This window comes from Fictibacillus sp. B-59209 (genome assembly GCF_036216745.1).
Taxonomy (GTDB): Bacteria; Bacillota; Bacilli; order Bacillales; family Fictibacillaceae; genus Fictibacillus_C; species Fictibacillus_C marinisediminis.
The window spans coordinates 83800-100379 of record NZ_JARMMC010000020.1; the positions used below are offsets into that span (position 1 = coordinate 83800).

Sequence of the window (16580 nt, forward strand, 5' to 3'; positions counted from 1 at the left end):
AAAAGCCTTTTGTTTGGGCAGGTTGATTATTTCGCCCTCTTTCTCTACTCTATAATTATACATAAAGTTCATGTCCAAAAATTCATGCAAAGGATAAATTATATGCACACAACACTTGAAGATGTAAAAAAGCACCCGGTGTTTCATTATTTTGCCGAAATTTCCGCCATTCCCCGCGGATCCGGCAACGAAAAAGAAATCAGTAATTACCTATTGCGTTTTGCAAAAGAAAGGAATCTTGAAGCGGTACAGGACGAAGCGCTTAACATTTTCATAAAAAAAACCGCTTCAGAAGGCTATGGGCATGTCCCTGCCGTCATTCTGCAAGGCCATATGGATATGGTATGTGAAAAGAACAAAGGAACGGCCCATGATTTTGAACACGACCCCATCTCTCTGCAGCTAAAAGAAGATATGCTCTATGCGTCCAATACGACACTCGGAGCGGATAACGGGATAGCCGTTGCTTACGCCCTCGCCCTCCTTGATTCGAGTGGTATTCCTCATCCTGCCCTTGAAATCATCATCACTACAGAAGAAGAAACAACCATGAAAGGCGCGCTAGAAGCCAGTCCTGAAATTTTTTCCGGAGAAATTTTTATTAATCTTGATTCAGAAGAAGAAGGCAAATTATTGGTCAGCAGTGCAGGCGGCATAACGGCCACTCAAGCTCTCCCCATTCAATGGGAAACTGCTCCAAAAGAGCTTAAAGGCTACAAGATCCAGTTGAGCGGGCTTTTTGGCGGCCACTCCGGCATGTCTATCCAAAAAGGAAGAGGCAATGCCAACAAGCTCCTTGGAAGAATTCTGCATGATCTTTCCATCCTGTTCCCTTTCAGCCTTCATTCAATCAATGGAGGGATGAAATCAAATGCGATCCCTCGGGAAGCCGAAGCTGTAATCTATTTACCTGCAGATGCTTCAATCGATCTCCCAAAGCTGGTGTCCAACTGGGAACATGTTCTTAAAAATGAACTGCGGACAGCTGATCCGGAAATCTCAGTTACAGTCGAAGAAACCGCGGAAAGCCCGGACAAACTATATTCCGTCAAAACCACACAAAACGTGATCACCTCACTCATGCTGATCCCAAGTGGTGTGCTGTCCATGAGCCAGGAGATTGAAGGTTTAACAGAGAGTTCAACCAACCTTGGAGTGGTAACGAGCAACAGCCAGGAAGTTCGTTTTGTCAGTGAGATACGAAGCTCTGTGAAAAGTCTGAAGCAGCAGACTGTTGAGCAGAATAACCTGATTGCACAGCTTACAGAATCTCGGTTCTCCACAGAAGCTGATTATCCGGAATGGCCTTACCTCCCAGATTCAAAAGTCCGCCGCTTGTTCGAAACGGTGTACAAAGATTTATACGGCAACCCTCCAGAGATCGTAGCCATTCATGCCGGTCTGGAATGTGGGGTTTTCACAGAAAAACTTCCACATATCGATGCGATTTCCCTTGGTCCTGATATGTTTGATGTGCATACTCCTGAAGAACACCTCAGTGTACCTTCCACCATTCGGACATGGGATTATTTGAAGGCTGTTTTACAGGAAATGAACAACTTTTATAAATCATGATAACGCACCCCGGGCTGAAGGGAACTATTTACCATTCTATGCGCAAACAAAAAAGAGGACGGCTCATCCAATTGAGTCGTCCTCTTTTAATCATTTTAGTCTTAGAAGTCAAAGTTATCCGGATCGGGCCCGACTCTTTGATCTTCGTTTAGCGTATTGATTTTCTCCATGTCTTCCGCGCTTAGTTCAAAGTCAAAGACTTCGGAGTTTTCTTGAATTCTATGGTCTTTTACGGATTTCGGAATGGTCACAACACCATTTTGAAGATCCCAGCGCAGGATGACCTGTGCCACGGATTTGTTGTGTTTTTCCGCAATCTCAGAAAGTACTGGATTGTTTAGGAGCTCACCCTGCATCAGAGGGCTCCACGCTTCCATCTGAATTTTGTTTTCTTTACAGAAAGCAAGCAATTCTTTTTGAGCTAACCGCGGATGATACTCTACCTGGTTAACCATCGGTACAATCTCACTGTCTGCCATTACGTCTTTTAAATGGTGGACGTGGAAGTTACTCACACCGATCGCCCGGACACGGCCGTCTATGTATAATTTCTCCAAAGCACGCCATGTTTCTTTATATTTCCCTTCCACTGGCCAGTGAATGAGATAAAGATCCACATAATCAAGCTGAAGCTTTTTGAGAGATTCCTCATATGCTGCTAATGTTGTTTCATAACCTTGATCTGCATTCCATACTTTCGTCGTGATGAATAATTCTTCACGCGGGATGCCGGAATCTTTGATCGCACGGCCTACGCCTTCTTCATTTCCGTATACTGCTGCTGTATCAATGCTTTTATATCCTTTGCTCAAAGCCGATTTAACGGATTGGTAGACTTCGTCCCCTTCTTCCACTTTATAAACCCCAAGGCCGAACCAAGGCATTTTAACGCCATTGTGCAATGTTGTTGTGTCTTGAAGATGTTTGGCCATCTTATTCCCTCCTTAGATTATGAATATATCGACATTTTCGCATAAATCTTCAAAAACAAGAAAAGATATGCCTGACAAGTGTGCAGACGTTTGCCTTTACGAATATACCCATAATCAAGGAAAGAAAAAACGTTTCTTCTTTTAGATTCTGATGCTTTTCGTTGTAAAATTGAGGCTGTCTTTTCAAAACATTTACAATTATGTGCAGGAGTGTTTCCTTTTTTATGGAATACTACATTCATGTAGAAGTAAGTTACGCGGAGGTGTTTTGATGAAAAATAATGTCATTGACTTCCCTAAGCAAGTGAGCAGAGATGTTATTCTTGAAAACGAACTGGACTTGATCACCGAGATTCGGGCACTTCTCAGTGAGTTTCAAAATGATTATCCGCTGCTGATTAAACGTGCGATCCTGACACGGGTCGATCTGTTAACGAAGCAACTCGTAACGATGAATTAACAAACGTTTCTTTGGTACTCGTTCAGCAGCCCGTCAAGCTCCTGGCTGCACTGGACCGTTTCATGACTAGTAAACCCTCTGAGAAATGCCAGCCTGATCAGCTCTTCTTTTTTTGCTCCAATCGATTCTAAAAGCCATTTTTGGCGATACTCTACATTACTCACACACAATGCTCTCCTTTTCTATCAATTCCAACATAATCAGATACACAAGTGATATTATCTATAAAAATTTGACGTTTGAGAAGGGATTCAACAAAAGAAGTGATAAAGTTACAAAACAATACAAACTTCCCTTTGAAAAGCCGCGTTATCATATGGGCTTTTGGTCATACTATTGAAAAAAGACAGGAGAATCCTTTTGAAATACGTTAAATTTATCGTCTTGTCACTGGGGTTTATTTTCCTTGCCGGCATGTGGTATTTCGAAATCATAAGCTGGTTCAAATGAAAAGCTGAAGCTAGACTTCACTTCCTCGAAAAAAAAACATTCTGCCCTTGGGCAGAATGTTTTCCTTTATTATTCTTCAGTCAGGTTTTGTTTGTTGGCAGATACGACCTTTGTTAAGTCAATAAGCTGATCGGTCAGTGCAGACACTCTTAACGTAGCCAGTTCTTCTGACAGCTCCCGTTCTTCATTGAAATGAAGGGGATCAGCGACAAATTGATCCGGCAGTACAAGGCTGTATAAACCTCTCATCACCGTACGCAGGTTGTTTAATGCGTTAATTCCGCCTTTTCCGCCGCCAGCAGCCGCTGATATGGCAACTGGCTTGTTCTTAAAATGGCCGCCGCTTAAAAAATCAAGTGCATTTTTTAAAGCCCCACTCATTCCATTGTGATATTCCGGCGTGCAAATAAAAAATCCATCCGCTTCATCAGCCGCTTTACTCAAACCGCGAACAGCTTCATCCTCCCGCTCCGCCGTATCTCCCGTGAATAATGGAAGACGGTCTTTTCCCGCGTCGAAAAAGGAAACATCTATACCTTTTTCTTTCAGAACGTTTGCTGCATATTCGGCAATGCCTCTGGTTCTTGATTCCGCAGTTGGACTGCCGTTCATAACTAAAATTTTCATGTTCATTACCTGCCTTTTAAATTTCCAAAATGATCTTACCTGTATATATTATACTTAAATTTTGAAATAGGTTAAGTATTCTGTTTCTGAGCTTTAAAGGCAGGGAACAATGTCTTCTGCACAGAGTGTTAGGCGCCTGCATACACTAGATTGTCATAAAGGCTACTTAAAACGAGAGGTGAAACGAACGTGCTACCTTATCCAGGTCCTCCTTTACCCTATCCGGGGCCAGCACCCTTTTCAGGACCTCCTGGGCCTCAAGGATGGGCCGGTCCAGGCCCGGGTTATCCAGACCCAGGCTATCCAGACCCGGGCTATCCAGGTCCAGCTCCAGGTGCCGGAGGTTACTACACTCCATACAATAATCCCCTGAAGTTATCGACCTTGACAGCCGTCGAGTGGTTTGTTAAACGGGGATTGACTGAAGCGCCGAAAACCTCCTATGAACATGCTTTGCGGGAGGCTGTTGCCATGGCTTATCTGTACGGAAAAGGCTACCCTCAGCAAGCCGCTTACCAAATGGTAGAATCATGGGAATTGGATGAAAAGTTTTATCCAGGCGAGAGACATGAAAATTATTGAAATGCTAGAGGATACAGTAATGTATTCTCTTTTTTTTGCGAAAATGATAAAAAGACAAGGAAGAACTCCCTGCCTTTTTAGCTATCAATCATTGCAGAAACGATGTTGCCTTATAATTTACGCCAATTCCATTTCCTCCAGCTTTGCCTGAGTCTACCACTTTAAGATAATAATCCCCTGATCCAGCGAGATTGATCACTTTTTGATAGCCTACTCCCTTTTCTGTTATCCAAGGTGTCTGGCCTACTTTTTCATCCGGGAAAAATAAATGCTTTTGCCAAAGCTCAAGTTTCAGCTTTCCGCTTCCTGTCGTCTTCTTTATCGAAATGGTCGCAAAGGTGTCGTCAAACGAAACAGCAGACGAGGACTTATCTCCTCCATTTGACCTTACTTGGACTGAGCTGGCTGCATAAACAGTGCCTGTTACCAATAAAAGGAATGCTGTTAAAAGGATAGTTTTTGCCTTCAAAACGAAATCACCTCGCGTATATGTTATTTCAACATAATAACATACGCGCGAGGCTAACTTAACTGATATTCATAAAACAGTAGGTTTATCCTATTTACTGCTTTTTTTCATTGAAATAATGGACCCCATAGGCTGAACCTTCTGAAACCATTTTTGAATCTTCATAATCGCTCGGATCAGGATGGCCGCCTTTTTCCACAGGGAGAACCTTCGTTCTATCTGAATAGTCAGGCTTAATTTTCCTCTTAATGTTTTTCAATGCAAGTTTTGTTCGAATTCTGTTAGGCTTTGATGATAACCATACGGCTGCAGCCGAAGTACCTATACCCACTAATATCCATGGTTTCATACTCATTGTTTGTTTCATATTCGAACCCTCCTTAGTGGTTTATACCCTGTTTGAAGAAGTGATAACCTGTAAAAACATTTCATTTTATTTACAAAAAAATAATTCGTTAGCCATGTGTATGAACCGATGGAAATATCGGCATATTAACCATAATTAGGATATTAAGGAGGCAGAATTCGTGAAAACCATATTTTTCAACATGCTTCTTTTCCTCATTTTACTGATTACCGCCGGAACGCCGACACTTGCCAACCCGCTCAGCCAAGAAAATAATGAAAATAAAAGCGGTTCATCCATCTATGTGCTGTCACAGCGAAAAATGGATGTAACAGGTGACCGGCGCCCTGACGTAGTAACGTTAATGGGCCAAAAGGAAAAACAGGAGAATATTTACTCTGAAAATCTATTTTTGATTCTTCAAGACTCAGCAACCCATCGGTTCACAACCTTAAATTTAAATGATGGGGGATATCATCCTCACATTCAGTTCTTTGATTTCAATGGTGACCATATTCCTGAGACATACATTTCGGCTGAAACAGGCGGGCGCGGAGGAACTTCTGTCTTTCATCTAGTATCTGCAAAAAATAACCATGTGTTCGAAATTCCGGTTCCTTCTTCTTTAGGAATCAGCGGAAGATTTACAGATGGCTACAACGCTACGATTTTAGTTAAAAACACTGGAAAAATCACTTCTATTAATTTAAAAGAACGAAAACAAAAATATGATACTTCTGAGGTCTATAAAAATGGTACCCTTGTAAAACCGATCAAGATATCCGCTAATAAATTCAGCATGCTCACACCTGTAGACATAAATGGTGATGGCATATTCGAATTGCGGGGTGTTCAGAGGATATCCGGGATCGCCAACGCAGACTCAGTTGCCTTCGCAGACTCTGTCTGGAAATTTCAGTACACACGCTGGGAGCTTGTGAGCAGCAGCGTACATAAAGCAAACTGAACTTAACAAAAGGGGCTGTCCAAGAAGTCTGTAAGCTGTTGATTTCCGTTCCAGGCTGCTCGCTTTCCGCGGGGCGTGCGNNGGGCTGCCTGAAGGTCAATTTCCGACTTTCTGGACAGCCCCTTTCCGTTTTCGTGCCGCTTGTTTTGTTGCTGATGCTTAAAATCACCTGAGAAGCTGATCTGCAGCGTCCGAGTCCATAATATTACCGTATATTAAGTTGGCAAATTAAAAAAGAGCGAGTCTCATTACGCTCAAGGAGCCGCCGCTTCATTAGTTTTTATCCTGGTTTTGGTGTTCTTGCTTCAAGTTTTTTATGTACTCAGTTTTCTTCTTTTCATTGTGTTTCCGCTTATTTTAATGGTTTCCCGTTTTCTTATCCATTGTTCATCTTCTCCTTTTGAAATTATTCTTCTATCATGGGGATTAAGTCATATCACCTGGACAATCATAATGCTGATTGTCGGTGCCGCTTTCGCCTTTTATTTTAAGCGCGAAACAGAGACATTTTTTTTCCTCGAATTCGTCTGGACGTTTATCGGCATTGCTGTCAAACAGACAGATTTACAAGACATTAAACTAGCCGCACTATTAGTGGCTGGCGTTCTTGCGCCTTCAATAAACAGATAAAAAAATAGGTTGGTCTGAATAAGCAGCCAGCCGTTTTTTTTGAATTTCTATTGGGAATCTCCGTAAGAAAATGGCTGATTTTTATAAAAAATCCTGTATACTTCATATAGGCATAATGAGAATACAGGAGGCCTCTATGGATAAACAAAAGTGCCCTTTTCCGGTATTTATTCCGTTAATCGTCGGTATTGTCGCAGTTTCTTTTTCTTCTATTTTTGTTAAGTTTTCTGATGCTCCCGTTTCCGTTCAAGGGATGTATAGGCTGCTTTTTACTGTTCTGTTCATGCTTCCTTTTGCAGGTAAGCAGTTCAAGCATTCGAAACAAGTTACTCCCCGTCAGTGGCTGCTACTTTTTTTGTCGGGAATGTTTCTTGCTCTTCATTTTTTGCTCTGGATGGGTTCCCTGAAGCTGACGACTGTCGCAAGCTCTACGATCATACTCGCTTTGCAGCCTGTCTTTGTTCTGATTGGGGCCTTCTTTCTATTTAAAGAAAGAACAACCGCCGCTTCGCTTGCTGGGATGGGGGTCGCCATCTGCGGCGCTGTGCTGATTGGCTGGGGTGACGTTGGCATATCGCCCGAAAATTTGCTTGGAGACGTACTTTCCCTTCTTGGGACGCTTGCAGTGGCGGTTCATATGCTGATCGGACAGCATCTTTTACGGCGTATTCCTTCTTATTTTTATAGTCTTTCTGTTTTTGTATCCGCTATTGCTGTTTTTGCTCTTTATAATTTGGGGGCTGGCATCGCTATGGCCGGTTATTCCAAACATGATTGGACCGTTTTCTTTTTACTTGCCATTGTTCCCACCGTCTTCGGCCATGTCCTCTTTAACTGGCTGATGAAATACGTAAGTGCAACAACCATCTCTGTCAATATCCTTGGTGAGCCTGTTGGCGCGAGCATACTGGCCTATTTCATGCTGAATGAGCATATATCTGCATTCCAGGCAGCTGGAGGTTTTCTTGTCTGCACAGGGCTGTATCTATTTTTGAGAACAAACAGGCCCTCACATCCTGTAAATGATCCTGCTGTTTCTCATGGTGTATAGATGCAGAAGTTGATAAAAACCGTTAAAAGAGGTACGTTTATAGAGTTAATGCAGGTTATCGTTTCAAAATAAAAATACATAGATATATGATTTAATCAGGAGGGGACTCAAGATTGGAAAATAAAAAAGCGTTGCCAATCTTATTCTTAGTCATGTTTTTAGTGATGGTTGGATTCGGAATCATTATTCCTGTCCTTCCTTTTTTTGCGGAAAAGGTCGGAGCAAATCCGGCACAGCTCGGTTTGCTGATGGCTGTTTATTCATTGATGCAGCTTCTTTTCGCCCCTATCTGGGGAAGAGTTTCTGACAGGATCGGCCGGAAACCGGTCATGCTGATCGGAATCGCCGGACTTTCTATTTCCTTCTTTTTGATGGCTGTCTCCAGCCAGCTCTGGATGCTTTTTGCGGCACGGATTATCGGCGGCCTGCTTTCATCCGCCAACATGCCAACAACGATGGCTTATGTAGCCGATATTACGACCCCGGAAAACCGGGGTAAAGGTATGGGTATCATCAGTGCAGCTGTCGGTCTTGGATTTATTTTCGGCCCGGCTATCGGCGGTGTTTTTTCCAAGACGAGCTTGAACACGCCGTTTTATCTTGCTGGAATTTCATCAATTATCACGTTTTTTCTCGTTCTTTTCGTATTGAAGGAATCACTGCCTAAAGAGCTGCGGACGAATGGACCGTCTGAACCTGGATCGAGATGGAAAGCTTTTACGGGAGCCGTATCCATTCTGTTCGTGCTTCAACTGTTCATTTCCCTTTCGTTATCAGGACTTGAAGCGACTTTCGCTTATTTTGCTGCAAAAAAAGCTGGACTTGATACCAATCACCTTGGCTACATATTTATGATCATGGGGTTTGCAGGTGCTCTTGTTCAAGGAGGACTTGTCGGCAGACTGACCAAAAAATTCGGCGAAGGAAAAGTCATCCAGGCAGGCATTGTTATTTCTGCTGTCGGGTTTGGTTTGATCCTTCTAGTTCATAACTTTACGACGGCGGCCATCTATCTTTCTATTTTCGGGATTGGCAATGGTGTAATCCGCCCTAGTGTCTCTGCACTTTTAACAAAAACCTCAACATCAGGGCATGGCAGTGTAACCGGACTGCTCTCTTCCTTTGATTCGCTTGGACGGATCATCGGGCCTCCGCTTGGCGGCTGGCTGTTTTCTGTTGCAGCGGGACTTCCGTATATCTCAGGAATCATATTGTCCGTCATCGCCCTCGTCCTTTATCAGCTTTATAGTGTGCGGGCAAAAGCCTCAATATCCGCGGCATAAGAAGCATAAAAGAATAGAAAAAGCGACAAGGAGAATTCTCCCTGTCGCTTTTTTTTGATTTTTTGGCGTGCCATTTTGGCGTGCCAGGCACAGCAATTACACAAGTGTCAAAAGGCGGTGCCTGGCACCGTACATGTAATGGTAAGCGTTTTATTTTCCTTTCTGAATAAAACCTACTACACTGAAGCTATATACTTTCGTTTATATAATAGGAGGGTCACAATGTCTGTTTATGAGTATCGAGCAAAGACGATCACGGGGGAAGAAAAATCTCTCAGGGACTACGAGGGCAAGGTGTTAATCATTGCCAACACAGCGAGTAAATGCGGTTTCACTCCTCAATTTAAGGAACTTCAGGCACTTTACGACCAGTACAAGGAACAAGGTCTTGAGATCCTTGGTTTCCCTTGTAACCAGTTTGCAGGCCAGGAACCTGGGAGTGAAGAAGAAATTCAGGAGTTTTGCGAATTGAATTATGGAGTGAAATTCCCCATGTTCGCAAAGGTTGATGTAAAAGGAGACAACATTCATCCTCTCTTTGCTTTCCTGACAAAAGAAGCGCCCGGCATTTTAGGCTCAAAGGTGGTCAAATGGAATTTCACAAAGTTTCTTGTTGATCGAAATGGAAACGTTGTATCCCGCCATTCTCCTCAGACATCACCCAAAGATATGAAAAAAGAAATTGAATCGCAGCTTGCACAGCAATAAACAGATTTTCCATAAAACGCACGCCCTGGAATACGGTCCAGAGCGTCTTTTTTTCTTTGCTCCAGGATTTAGGCTTGCCATCAAGGCATTCGTCCAGACCGAGTGGCTGATCCTTCATATACTGTATCGAGGATGTTGGAATAGTATTTTGAAGGAGGAATTTAATATGTATGCAAACGCACCGATTAATGTACCGATGAATGCTCCGCTAAACGTTCCTGTTGCAGCTTCTTACGGGTACGGTTATGGCGGCGGATGTCACGGATATGGCGGTTACGGCGGCTACGGCGGCTACGGTTACGGCGGCGGAAGAGGATTTGCGATTATTATCGTATTGTTTATCCTCTTGATCATCATCGGCTGTTCGTGCGGGATTGGCCATCTCGGTGGATGTGAATCCAGCAGCAGCTGCTAATTTTATTGCAGAACAAAAAGATCCAGGCGGAGGCGCCTGGATCTTTTTGTTGGGTTTTGGTTTTGGTGCCTGGCACCGTAATTACACACTTGTGTAATTGTGGTGCCTGGCACCAACCATTTTAGCAGCTTCTATTCTTCATTCTTCGTCTCTGTTGATCACCATTCCATCAACATGACGTTTGCTCAAGAGCCGGTCTTTTTTTCGGTTTTCCTTGGTTTCAAAAACAATATCCATATCATATCCCTCAGGATACAGCTCGGTTCTTGAAATATGGAGGGTGAGGCGAAGCTTATGGATCTTCACCTTTTCTCCTTGGACAATCACTTCGTATTCTCCTCTTTTATCTTCTTCCGAACAGATGATGCCCGCCGTTTTTAAACTGGATACATACACCCGATCCCCCACTTCGAATGTCCGGGCTTCCGGTTTTTCTTCCGTTTTCTTTTCTGCTTCTCGTTTCCTGCGGTTTCTCCCTTCTTCTGCTTCTCTTCTTTTCCTTAACATTTGCGTTTGTGCTTCTACATGCAGTAAATCGAACAAAGTGCTCTCTTTCTTTTCTGAAACCTCTTTGCTCGTTATTTGTTTTGCCCTTGTGATCAGCTTTTGTTCGAGACCCAGCTTCCAAGCGATGGAAAAGGCCTGGCTTTCACCAGCTTCCCCAATCTTCAGCTCATAAAGCGGCTTTAGAGATTCGAGGTCAAAAGCCATCGATGCGTTCTCAAATCCTGGAGTAAGATAAGCAAAATCTTTAATCTCACTGTAATGGGTCGTGGCTAGAATGGAAGCGCCTCTCTCAAACAATTCTTCAAGAATGGCTACAGCCAGCCCCATTCCCTCAGCAGGATCGGTTCCTGCACCAAGTTCATCGAGGATTACAAGCGTATCAGGACCGGCCTTCTGAAGGATGGAGATAATGTTCGTCATATGCGCCGAAAATGTGCTCAGCGACTGTTCAATGTTCTGATGGTCACCGATATCTGTCAGCACCTCTGAATAGATTCCAAACTCGCTCCCCTCTCCAGCAGGAATATGAAGCCCCGACTGAACCATCAGCGTCAGCAGTCCTGCCGTTTTTATGGCTACCGTCTTTCCGCCGGTATTCGGACCCGTAATAACGAGTGCTCCATAGTTTTCACCGAGCCGGAAATTCAAAGGAACAGCATGGCTTCCGAGCAGCGGATGCCTTCCTTCATGGATAATGGTCCGTTTTTCACGATTAAGTGAAACCTCCCTGCCATCAAGGGCGATGCTGTATTTGGCTTTGGCAAAAATAAAATCATAATGAAGCATCCCTTCAATATTAACTGAGATCTCATGTTTGCAGCCTGCAACCAGACCTGTTAATCTGCCCAGCACCCTTGCTGTTTCGATATCTTCCTCTGCCTGCAGAAGCTGAAGCTCATCCTGCAGCTTGCGGACATCTTTCGGTTCTATAAAAACGGTGGATCCGCTGGAAGAGGAATCAATGATCTGCCCATCCATGCTCCGTTTAAATTTACTTTTTACAGGGATGGCATACCTTCCGTCTCTCACCGAAATCATTGGTTCCTGAAGCATATCCCGATAGGCCGGTGATTTTAGAATATGATCCAGCTTCGCTTTGATTTTTTCCTCACAGGCCAGCATCCTCTTTCTTACTTTTTCAAGCGGCTTGCTGGCTCCGTCATCCACTCTTCCGTTACGGATACAGCGCTGAATTTCAGATTTGAGGTCTTTCAGTTCAAACAGGGAGTATGCATAAGCAGACACAGTTGGTGCAAGAAATTCTTTGTCCTTCATATACCGCTGCAAGCGCTCTACGTTTTCTGCAAGCCCGCAAATAAGCTGCAGCTGTTCAGGGCTTAAGAGAAGGCCTTTATCTGGAATCGTCATCACATGGTCGATCCCGTTCAAGTTCGCAATAGGAACGCTTGAAGACTTTCTAAGAATTGCTGCCGCTTCCGTCGTCTCTCTTAGCCAATTCTTAATGATTGTGATCTGTCCAGAGGGCATTAGCTCTAAAATTTTTCTTTTTGTACTCTCGTTTAATCCATACGCAGATAATGTTTCTGTAATTTTATTAAATTCGAGCATGTTAATTGTATGGGTGTTCAAAGGTAGTTGCCTCCTCATATTTTTTCGAATAACTAATCTATAAAACAGTTCCCCCTTTCCCGGGAACAGGGCCAGATCATGCAATAAAAAAAGGCAGAAATGGACCGCCGCCATTTCTGCCTGTTATCAATTTTCGTGTGGAAGGATACGCCTCTCCATACAGCTGTCCCCTGACTTATGGAAGCTGTAAAAAGCATAAAAAAATACGCCCAAAGAGCGCGGCATCGTTCGTTGCACAAAATACGTACACGAAAATGATAATGTTGTATGCTGACCGCTGTTCTTAACTATTGGTGGCCGCAAAAAGACATCTAGAATACAACCGCTTCAAGCACGGCCTTTTTGCTCCAACTATCCAATTCGCTTAGTTAAGAACGTGAACGCTCATCCACACAACTCCCTTCCTTTTGTTACTTCCATCATATGTAAAACCCTTTCCTTTGTCAACATGATGGGTAAAAAAATCCGCAGAGAGCCGACTCTCCACGGATATTCCTGTCTTCTATTCTGCCACCGGCACCTTTTCTTTCTCTGCCCCCTTGCCGCTTTTTGACAGACGGACCGGATAGATGCTGTTCACTGGAATAAACTCATCCTCCTCTTCTAGAGGGAGCGGTCCTTCATAAAGCAGGGCAGCAAGGGAAGTATGCTGAAAACGAAGAGAAGTCCGGTCTAAAATGATTCCATGCCTTTCAATTGCTGAAACCCTTTCCTTTGTAAAATCAATTTTTTCACCGACGAGAAGGTAGGTATTCACCTCTTGTTCTTGTTTCTTAGGGCAGAGTTCCGATACAGCCGGTTTGTTTCTATATACTTCCCTAGTTTCATAGATCGATAATAAGTCTTCCACAATGGCACTTGCTGTTGCTTCTGCACCAGCTCCCGGCCCTTGCAAGGTCAAACAGCCGAGAAGGTCTGTCTGAATACGGACGGCATTGTCCACGCCTTCCACACCATACAGCGGATGATCGCTATCCACAAATACAGGCTGTACCTGGAGATCAAGTCTATCGTTTAAAAGAACGAGATGCTTCAGCCGAAGCCCCAGCTGCTCAGCCAGTTGAATCTCCTCAAGAAGCACATTTCCAATCCCCTCCACCTGCACTTCTTCCCAGGATGGCTGCACGCCATAAATCCATTTGCTCAACACCATCGCTTTGTAAAATGCGTCCAAGCCTTCGATGTCATTTGTTGGATCCGGCTCTGCATATCCTTTTTTCTGGGCCAGTTCCAGCGCTTCTTCAAACGAGGAACCTGTCGTTCTCATGTACGAAAGAATGAAGTTGGACGTTCCATTTAAAATGGCTTCTACATGCTGTATCCGATTGATTCTTAAAAGCTCCCTCAATGTTCTCAAAATCGGTATTCCTCCGCCTACGCTCGCTTCATAGACAAAACGGACACCCTTTGCGGCAGCACGCTCTGTTAATTCTTCTCCATGCCGGGCAATCAAATCTTTATTCGCAGAAATCACATGGCATCCCGCTTCAAGTGATTGTATGATGTAAGACCGTGCAGGCTCGATTCCGCCAATCGCCTCAATGACCACATCAGGCACTTCTTCCCCGATCGCCTTCTCGAATTCGGACGTCAACGGTACCCCCTTTACGAAAGGCCTTGCTTTGGAAGAATCCTTAATCAAAATACTGGACAGCTTCAGACGATGACCCAGCAATTCTTCTAAAGCACCTTTTCTATCCATGATGGATGTATATACGCCGGATCCTACAGTCCCCAGCCCCAGCAGTGCTATTTTTAATTCTTTCAACATAATCACTCCTTCTGCAAAAGTAAATTTTTTATTAGTGGATGAATGGTATCTGTATGATGGCAAAAGAAAAAACCTCTTTCTAAAGAAGAGGTCTGCAGTCCGGCCTCCTCTTATCATCCAGGGTTCTTTCCTGCAGGTAGTAGCACCTTTTCAAGTAGAATACTTGAAGGTTGCCGGGCTTCATCGGGCCTTTCCCTCCGCCGCTCTGGATAAGAGTATTATCATGAGATTGAAACATGTTATGTAGCACTTTATTTTTTTAGTACAAAAAACCCCCTTATCACGAAGATAAGAGAGCTGTATGGTTCCGATCCGTCTCTTATCTCCCAAAGTTTTACCTTTGAAGGATTTAGCACCTTTTCAAGTAGAATACTTGAAGGTTGCCGGGCTTCATTGGGCCTTTCCCTCCGCCGCTCTTGATAAGCTTCATTAAATTAGTCTTACTCTATCACGGCAGACAGGAGAGCGTCAACCATTATTCAGATATTTCTGGAATCATTGCAGATTATTTTTGGTATGATAGAAACACATAAATAAAAGGGGTGGAAGGTTTGGGCAAGAAAATCGTATTCACCGGGGGAGGTTCCACCGGGCACGTTTCTGTTAACCTGGCTCTGATTCCTTTGTTCTTAAAAGAAGGCTGGGAAGTCAGCTATATCGGTTCAAAAGGAGGAATTGAACGGCAACTGACAGAAACCATCGAAGGCGTCCGCTATTACAGCATATCTACTGGTAAACTAAGGCGCTATTTTGACTGGAACAATTTTAAAGATCCGTTCCGTGTCATGCAAGGAGCATTTGAAGCATTTCGGCTCATCAAGACCATAAAACCAGACGTGGTCTTTTCAAAGGGTGGTTTCGTCTCCGTTCCCGTAATCCTCGGCAGCCGGATGAACAAGGTGCCAATTGTGACCCATGAATCCGATCTTAGTCCAGGGCTTGCAAACCGTCTTTCACTCCCCTTCGCTAACAAAGTGTGTACAACGTTCCCCGAAACCACTGATCATCTTCCAAGGGAAAAAACGGTATACGCGGGTGCTGTTATCCGTAAGGAGCTGCATGAAGGGATCGCAGTCAAGGGGAGAGCTTTCTGTGGTTTGACTCCTGGTAAACCGATCATCTTGATCATGGGAGGAAGTCTCGGATCAAAAAAAATAAATGAGGCCGTAAGATTAAGCCTTGACGCTCTGCTTCCCCGCTTTCAAATCATTCATCTTTGCGGAAAAGGCCAGAAGGATTCTTCCATTCTGAAAAAAGGCTACATCCAGTTCGAATATGTATCGGATGAGCTCGCAGATATCCTTGCAGCAACGGATTTTGTCATTTCAAGAGCAGGCTCTAATTCTATCTTTGAGTTTTTGTCACTGAGAAAGCCAATGCTTCTCATTCCACTCTCAAAAGAAGCAAGCCGCGGAGATCAAATTGAAAATGCCCGATCATTTGAAAAACAAGGCTATTGCGAAGTTCTGTTTGAAGAAGACCTGACTGCTGAATCCCTTATGCAAGGCATTGAGCAGCTTTATTCAAATCAGGAAGCCTATATCAGCAGAATGGAAGAAAGCCAGCTTAGTAATGCGTTAGACCATCTGTTTTCCATCATTAAAGAAGAAGCAAAAGGATGACTTTCCCCATTCCTCCTCTGAGATGGGGAAAAGCTAGGAGAGGAAAAAGCAATAGATAAGCTTGGCCCAGATAATGCGGTGCAAGCTTTTTTATTGTGCGTCGGGACAGAAAGCTGAAATGAATGTGTCAAATCGCTGAAATAAGGATTTATGTTCAAATTCGGCTTAATTATTTTCAACAAATCCTAAATATGTTCAAAAATCATAGTTCGCCCGATTATTTCTTATGGTTATATTTTCCCAGCGCAGATCTGTCTCAGACCTTCCAATGCGTGCTGTTTATCCATGCCCTGGGCAGATATGCAGCATAGCCCGGCAACACCGCGAAGCTTGCTCATACTAAGCATGCTTTTAGCGTTCATCTGGCAGTTATCAAGTTCAAAATAGATCTGGCACTCTTCATATTCGTTCGCCTTAAGAACGAGCTTGTTAATTGTCGCAGAATTCATTTTTTCCTGCAAAAAGCAATATGTCTTCATTACCTTCCACTCCTATTCTTTTTCCCTGCCATTTTAATGCACTATCATTAAGCACATGTTAAGCTGGTTTAGCTTTTATGCACACCAATGAGGATATGCGTGCACACTCGCCTTTA

18 protein-coding genes and 2 riboswitches are annotated in these 16580 nt (G+C 43.7%); of the genes, 10 read left to right on the forward strand and 8 right to left on the reverse strand.

Annotation, left to right across the window (positions count from 1 at the left end; translation table 11 throughout):
• The first annotated feature begins 102 nt into the window (after window positions 1–102).
• Complete coding sequence (locus tag P4361_RS16840) at window positions 103–1575, forward strand: aminoacyl-histidine dipeptidase (RefSeq protein WP_328090166.1); 1473 nt, start codon at window positions 103–105, stop codon at window positions 1573–1575.
• Between the two features lie 101 nt (window positions 1576–1676).
• Here P4361_RS16840 and P4361_RS16845 read toward each other — a convergent pair whose 3' ends face one another.
• On the reverse strand, window positions 1677–2507 hold the full coding sequence (locus P4361_RS16845; RefSeq protein WP_091010745.1) for an aldo/keto reductase: 831 nt from the start codon (window positions 2505–2507) through the stop codon (window positions 1677–1679).
• A 271-nt stretch (window positions 2508–2778) separates the two neighbouring features.
• On the opposite strand from P4361_RS16845, the gene P4361_RS16850 reads away from it, so the two are divergent.
• Window positions 2779–2967, forward strand: coding sequence for a hypothetical protein (locus P4361_RS16850; RefSeq protein ID WP_053355398.1), 189 nt, complete (start codon window positions 2779–2781; stop codon window positions 2965–2967).
• Here P4361_RS16850 and P4361_RS16855 read toward each other — a convergent pair.
• Window positions 2964–3131 (reverse strand): aspartyl-phosphate phosphatase Spo0E family protein, encoded by a 168-nt coding sequence (locus P4361_RS16855; RefSeq protein WP_248251768.1) that lies wholly within the window; start codon window positions 3129–3131, stop codon window positions 2964–2966. The two genes, P4361_RS16850 and P4361_RS16855, sit on opposite strands and share 4 nt — an antisense overlap.
• Before the next feature lie 355 nt (window positions 3132–3486).
• Window positions 3487–4044 (reverse strand): NADPH-dependent FMN reductase, encoded by a 558-nt coding sequence (locus P4361_RS16860; RefSeq protein WP_328090168.1) that lies wholly within the window; start codon window positions 4042–4044, stop codon window positions 3487–3489.
• A 189-nt stretch (window positions 4045–4233) separates the two neighbouring features.
• Here P4361_RS16860 and P4361_RS16865 point away from each other — a divergent pair, with 189 nt between their 5' ends.
• Complete coding sequence (locus tag P4361_RS16865; RefSeq protein WP_256226537.1) at window positions 4234–4626, forward strand: hypothetical protein; 393 nt, start codon at window positions 4234–4236, stop codon at window positions 4624–4626.
• 88 nt (window positions 4627–4714) lie between these two features.
• Here the strand turns inward: P4361_RS16865 and P4361_RS16870 are convergent, their stop codons facing one another.
• Together P4361_RS16870 and P4361_RS16875 are read right to left on the reverse strand one after the other, a co-directional pair.
• Window positions 4715–5095: a hypothetical protein gene (locus tag P4361_RS16870; protein WP_328090170.1), complete on the reverse strand. Its 381-nt coding sequence runs from the start codon at window positions 5093–5095 to the stop codon at window positions 4715–4717.
• A 94-nt stretch (window positions 5096–5189) separates the two neighbouring features.
• A complete protein-coding gene (locus P4361_RS16875) occupies window positions 5190–5462 on the reverse strand; it encodes a LapA family protein (RefSeq protein ID WP_053355402.1) in 273 nt (90 codons plus the stop codon).
• Between the two features lie 160 nt (window positions 5463–5622).
• Here P4361_RS16875 and P4361_RS16880 point away from each other — a divergent pair, with 160 nt between their 5' ends.
• The 6 genes from P4361_RS16880 to yjcZ all read left to right on the forward strand — a co-directional run bounded on the left by P4361_RS16880 (window position 5623) and on the right by yjcZ (window position 10495).
• A complete protein-coding gene (locus tag P4361_RS16880; RefSeq protein ID WP_328090173.1) occupies window positions 5623–6408 on the forward strand; it encodes a hypothetical protein in 786 nt (261 codons plus the stop codon).
• A 453-nt stretch (window positions 6409–6861) separates the two neighbouring features.
• The gene (locus P4361_RS16885; protein ID WP_328090175.1) at window positions 6862–7038 is read left to right on the forward strand and encodes a hypothetical protein; all 177 of its coding nucleotides are present in this window, start codon (window positions 6862–6864) and stop codon (window positions 7036–7038) included.
• Between the two features lie 136 nt (window positions 7039–7174).
• Window positions 7175–8089, forward strand: a complete 915-nt coding sequence (locus tag P4361_RS16890; protein ID WP_328090176.1) for a DMT family transporter — start codon at window positions 7175–7177, stop codon at window positions 8087–8089.
• A gap of 113 nt (window positions 8090–8202) precedes the next feature.
• Window positions 8203–9372, forward strand: a complete 1170-nt coding sequence (locus P4361_RS16895; RefSeq protein ID WP_328090177.1) for an MFS transporter — start codon at window positions 8203–8205, stop codon at window positions 9370–9372.
• Window positions 9373–9594: 222 nt separating this feature from the next.
• Complete coding sequence (locus P4361_RS16900) at window positions 9595–10080, forward strand: glutathione peroxidase (protein ID WP_328090179.1); 486 nt, start codon at window positions 9595–9597, stop codon at window positions 10078–10080.
• A 196-nt stretch (window positions 10081–10276) separates the two neighbouring features.
• Window positions 10277–10495: a sporulation protein YjcZ gene (gene yjcZ, locus P4361_RS16905; protein WP_062237094.1), complete on the forward strand. Its 219-nt coding sequence runs from the start codon at window positions 10277–10279 to the stop codon at window positions 10493–10495.
• Window positions 10496–10633: 138 nt separating this feature from the next.
• Here yjcZ and P4361_RS16910 read toward each other — a convergent pair whose 3' ends face one another.
• Both P4361_RS16910 and P4361_RS16915 read right to left on the reverse strand, forming a co-directional pair.
• Window positions 10634–12592, reverse strand: coding sequence for an endonuclease MutS2 (locus P4361_RS16910; protein WP_328090180.1), 1959 nt, complete (start codon window positions 12590–12592; stop codon window positions 10634–10636).
• A 502-nt stretch (window positions 12593–13094) separates the two neighbouring features.
• The gene (locus P4361_RS16915) at window positions 13095–14363 is read right to left on the reverse strand and encodes a homoserine dehydrogenase (protein WP_328090181.1); all 1269 of its coding nucleotides are present in this window, start codon (window positions 14361–14363) and stop codon (window positions 13095–13097) included.
• A 107-nt stretch (window positions 14364–14470) separates the two neighbouring features.
• A riboswitch (SAM riboswitch) is annotated at window positions 14471–14579 on the reverse strand.
• A 100-nt stretch (window positions 14580–14679) separates the two neighbouring features.
• A riboswitch (SAM riboswitch) is annotated at window positions 14680–14789 on the reverse strand.
• A 125-nt stretch (window positions 14790–14914) separates the two neighbouring features.
• On the opposite strand from P4361_RS16915, the gene P4361_RS16920 reads away from it, so the two are divergent.
• A complete protein-coding gene (locus P4361_RS16920; RefSeq protein WP_091010712.1) occupies window positions 14915–15985 on the forward strand; it encodes an undecaprenyldiphospho-muramoylpentapeptide beta-N-acetylglucosaminyltransferase in 1071 nt (356 codons plus the stop codon).
• A 230-nt stretch (window positions 15986–16215) separates the two neighbouring features.
• Here the strand turns inward: P4361_RS16920 and P4361_RS16925 are convergent, their stop codons facing one another.
• On the reverse strand, window positions 16216–16464 hold the full coding sequence (locus P4361_RS16925; protein WP_328090182.1) for an HPr family phosphocarrier protein: 249 nt from the start codon (window positions 16462–16464) through the stop codon (window positions 16216–16218).
• Window positions 16465–16580 lie beyond the last annotated feature (116 nt).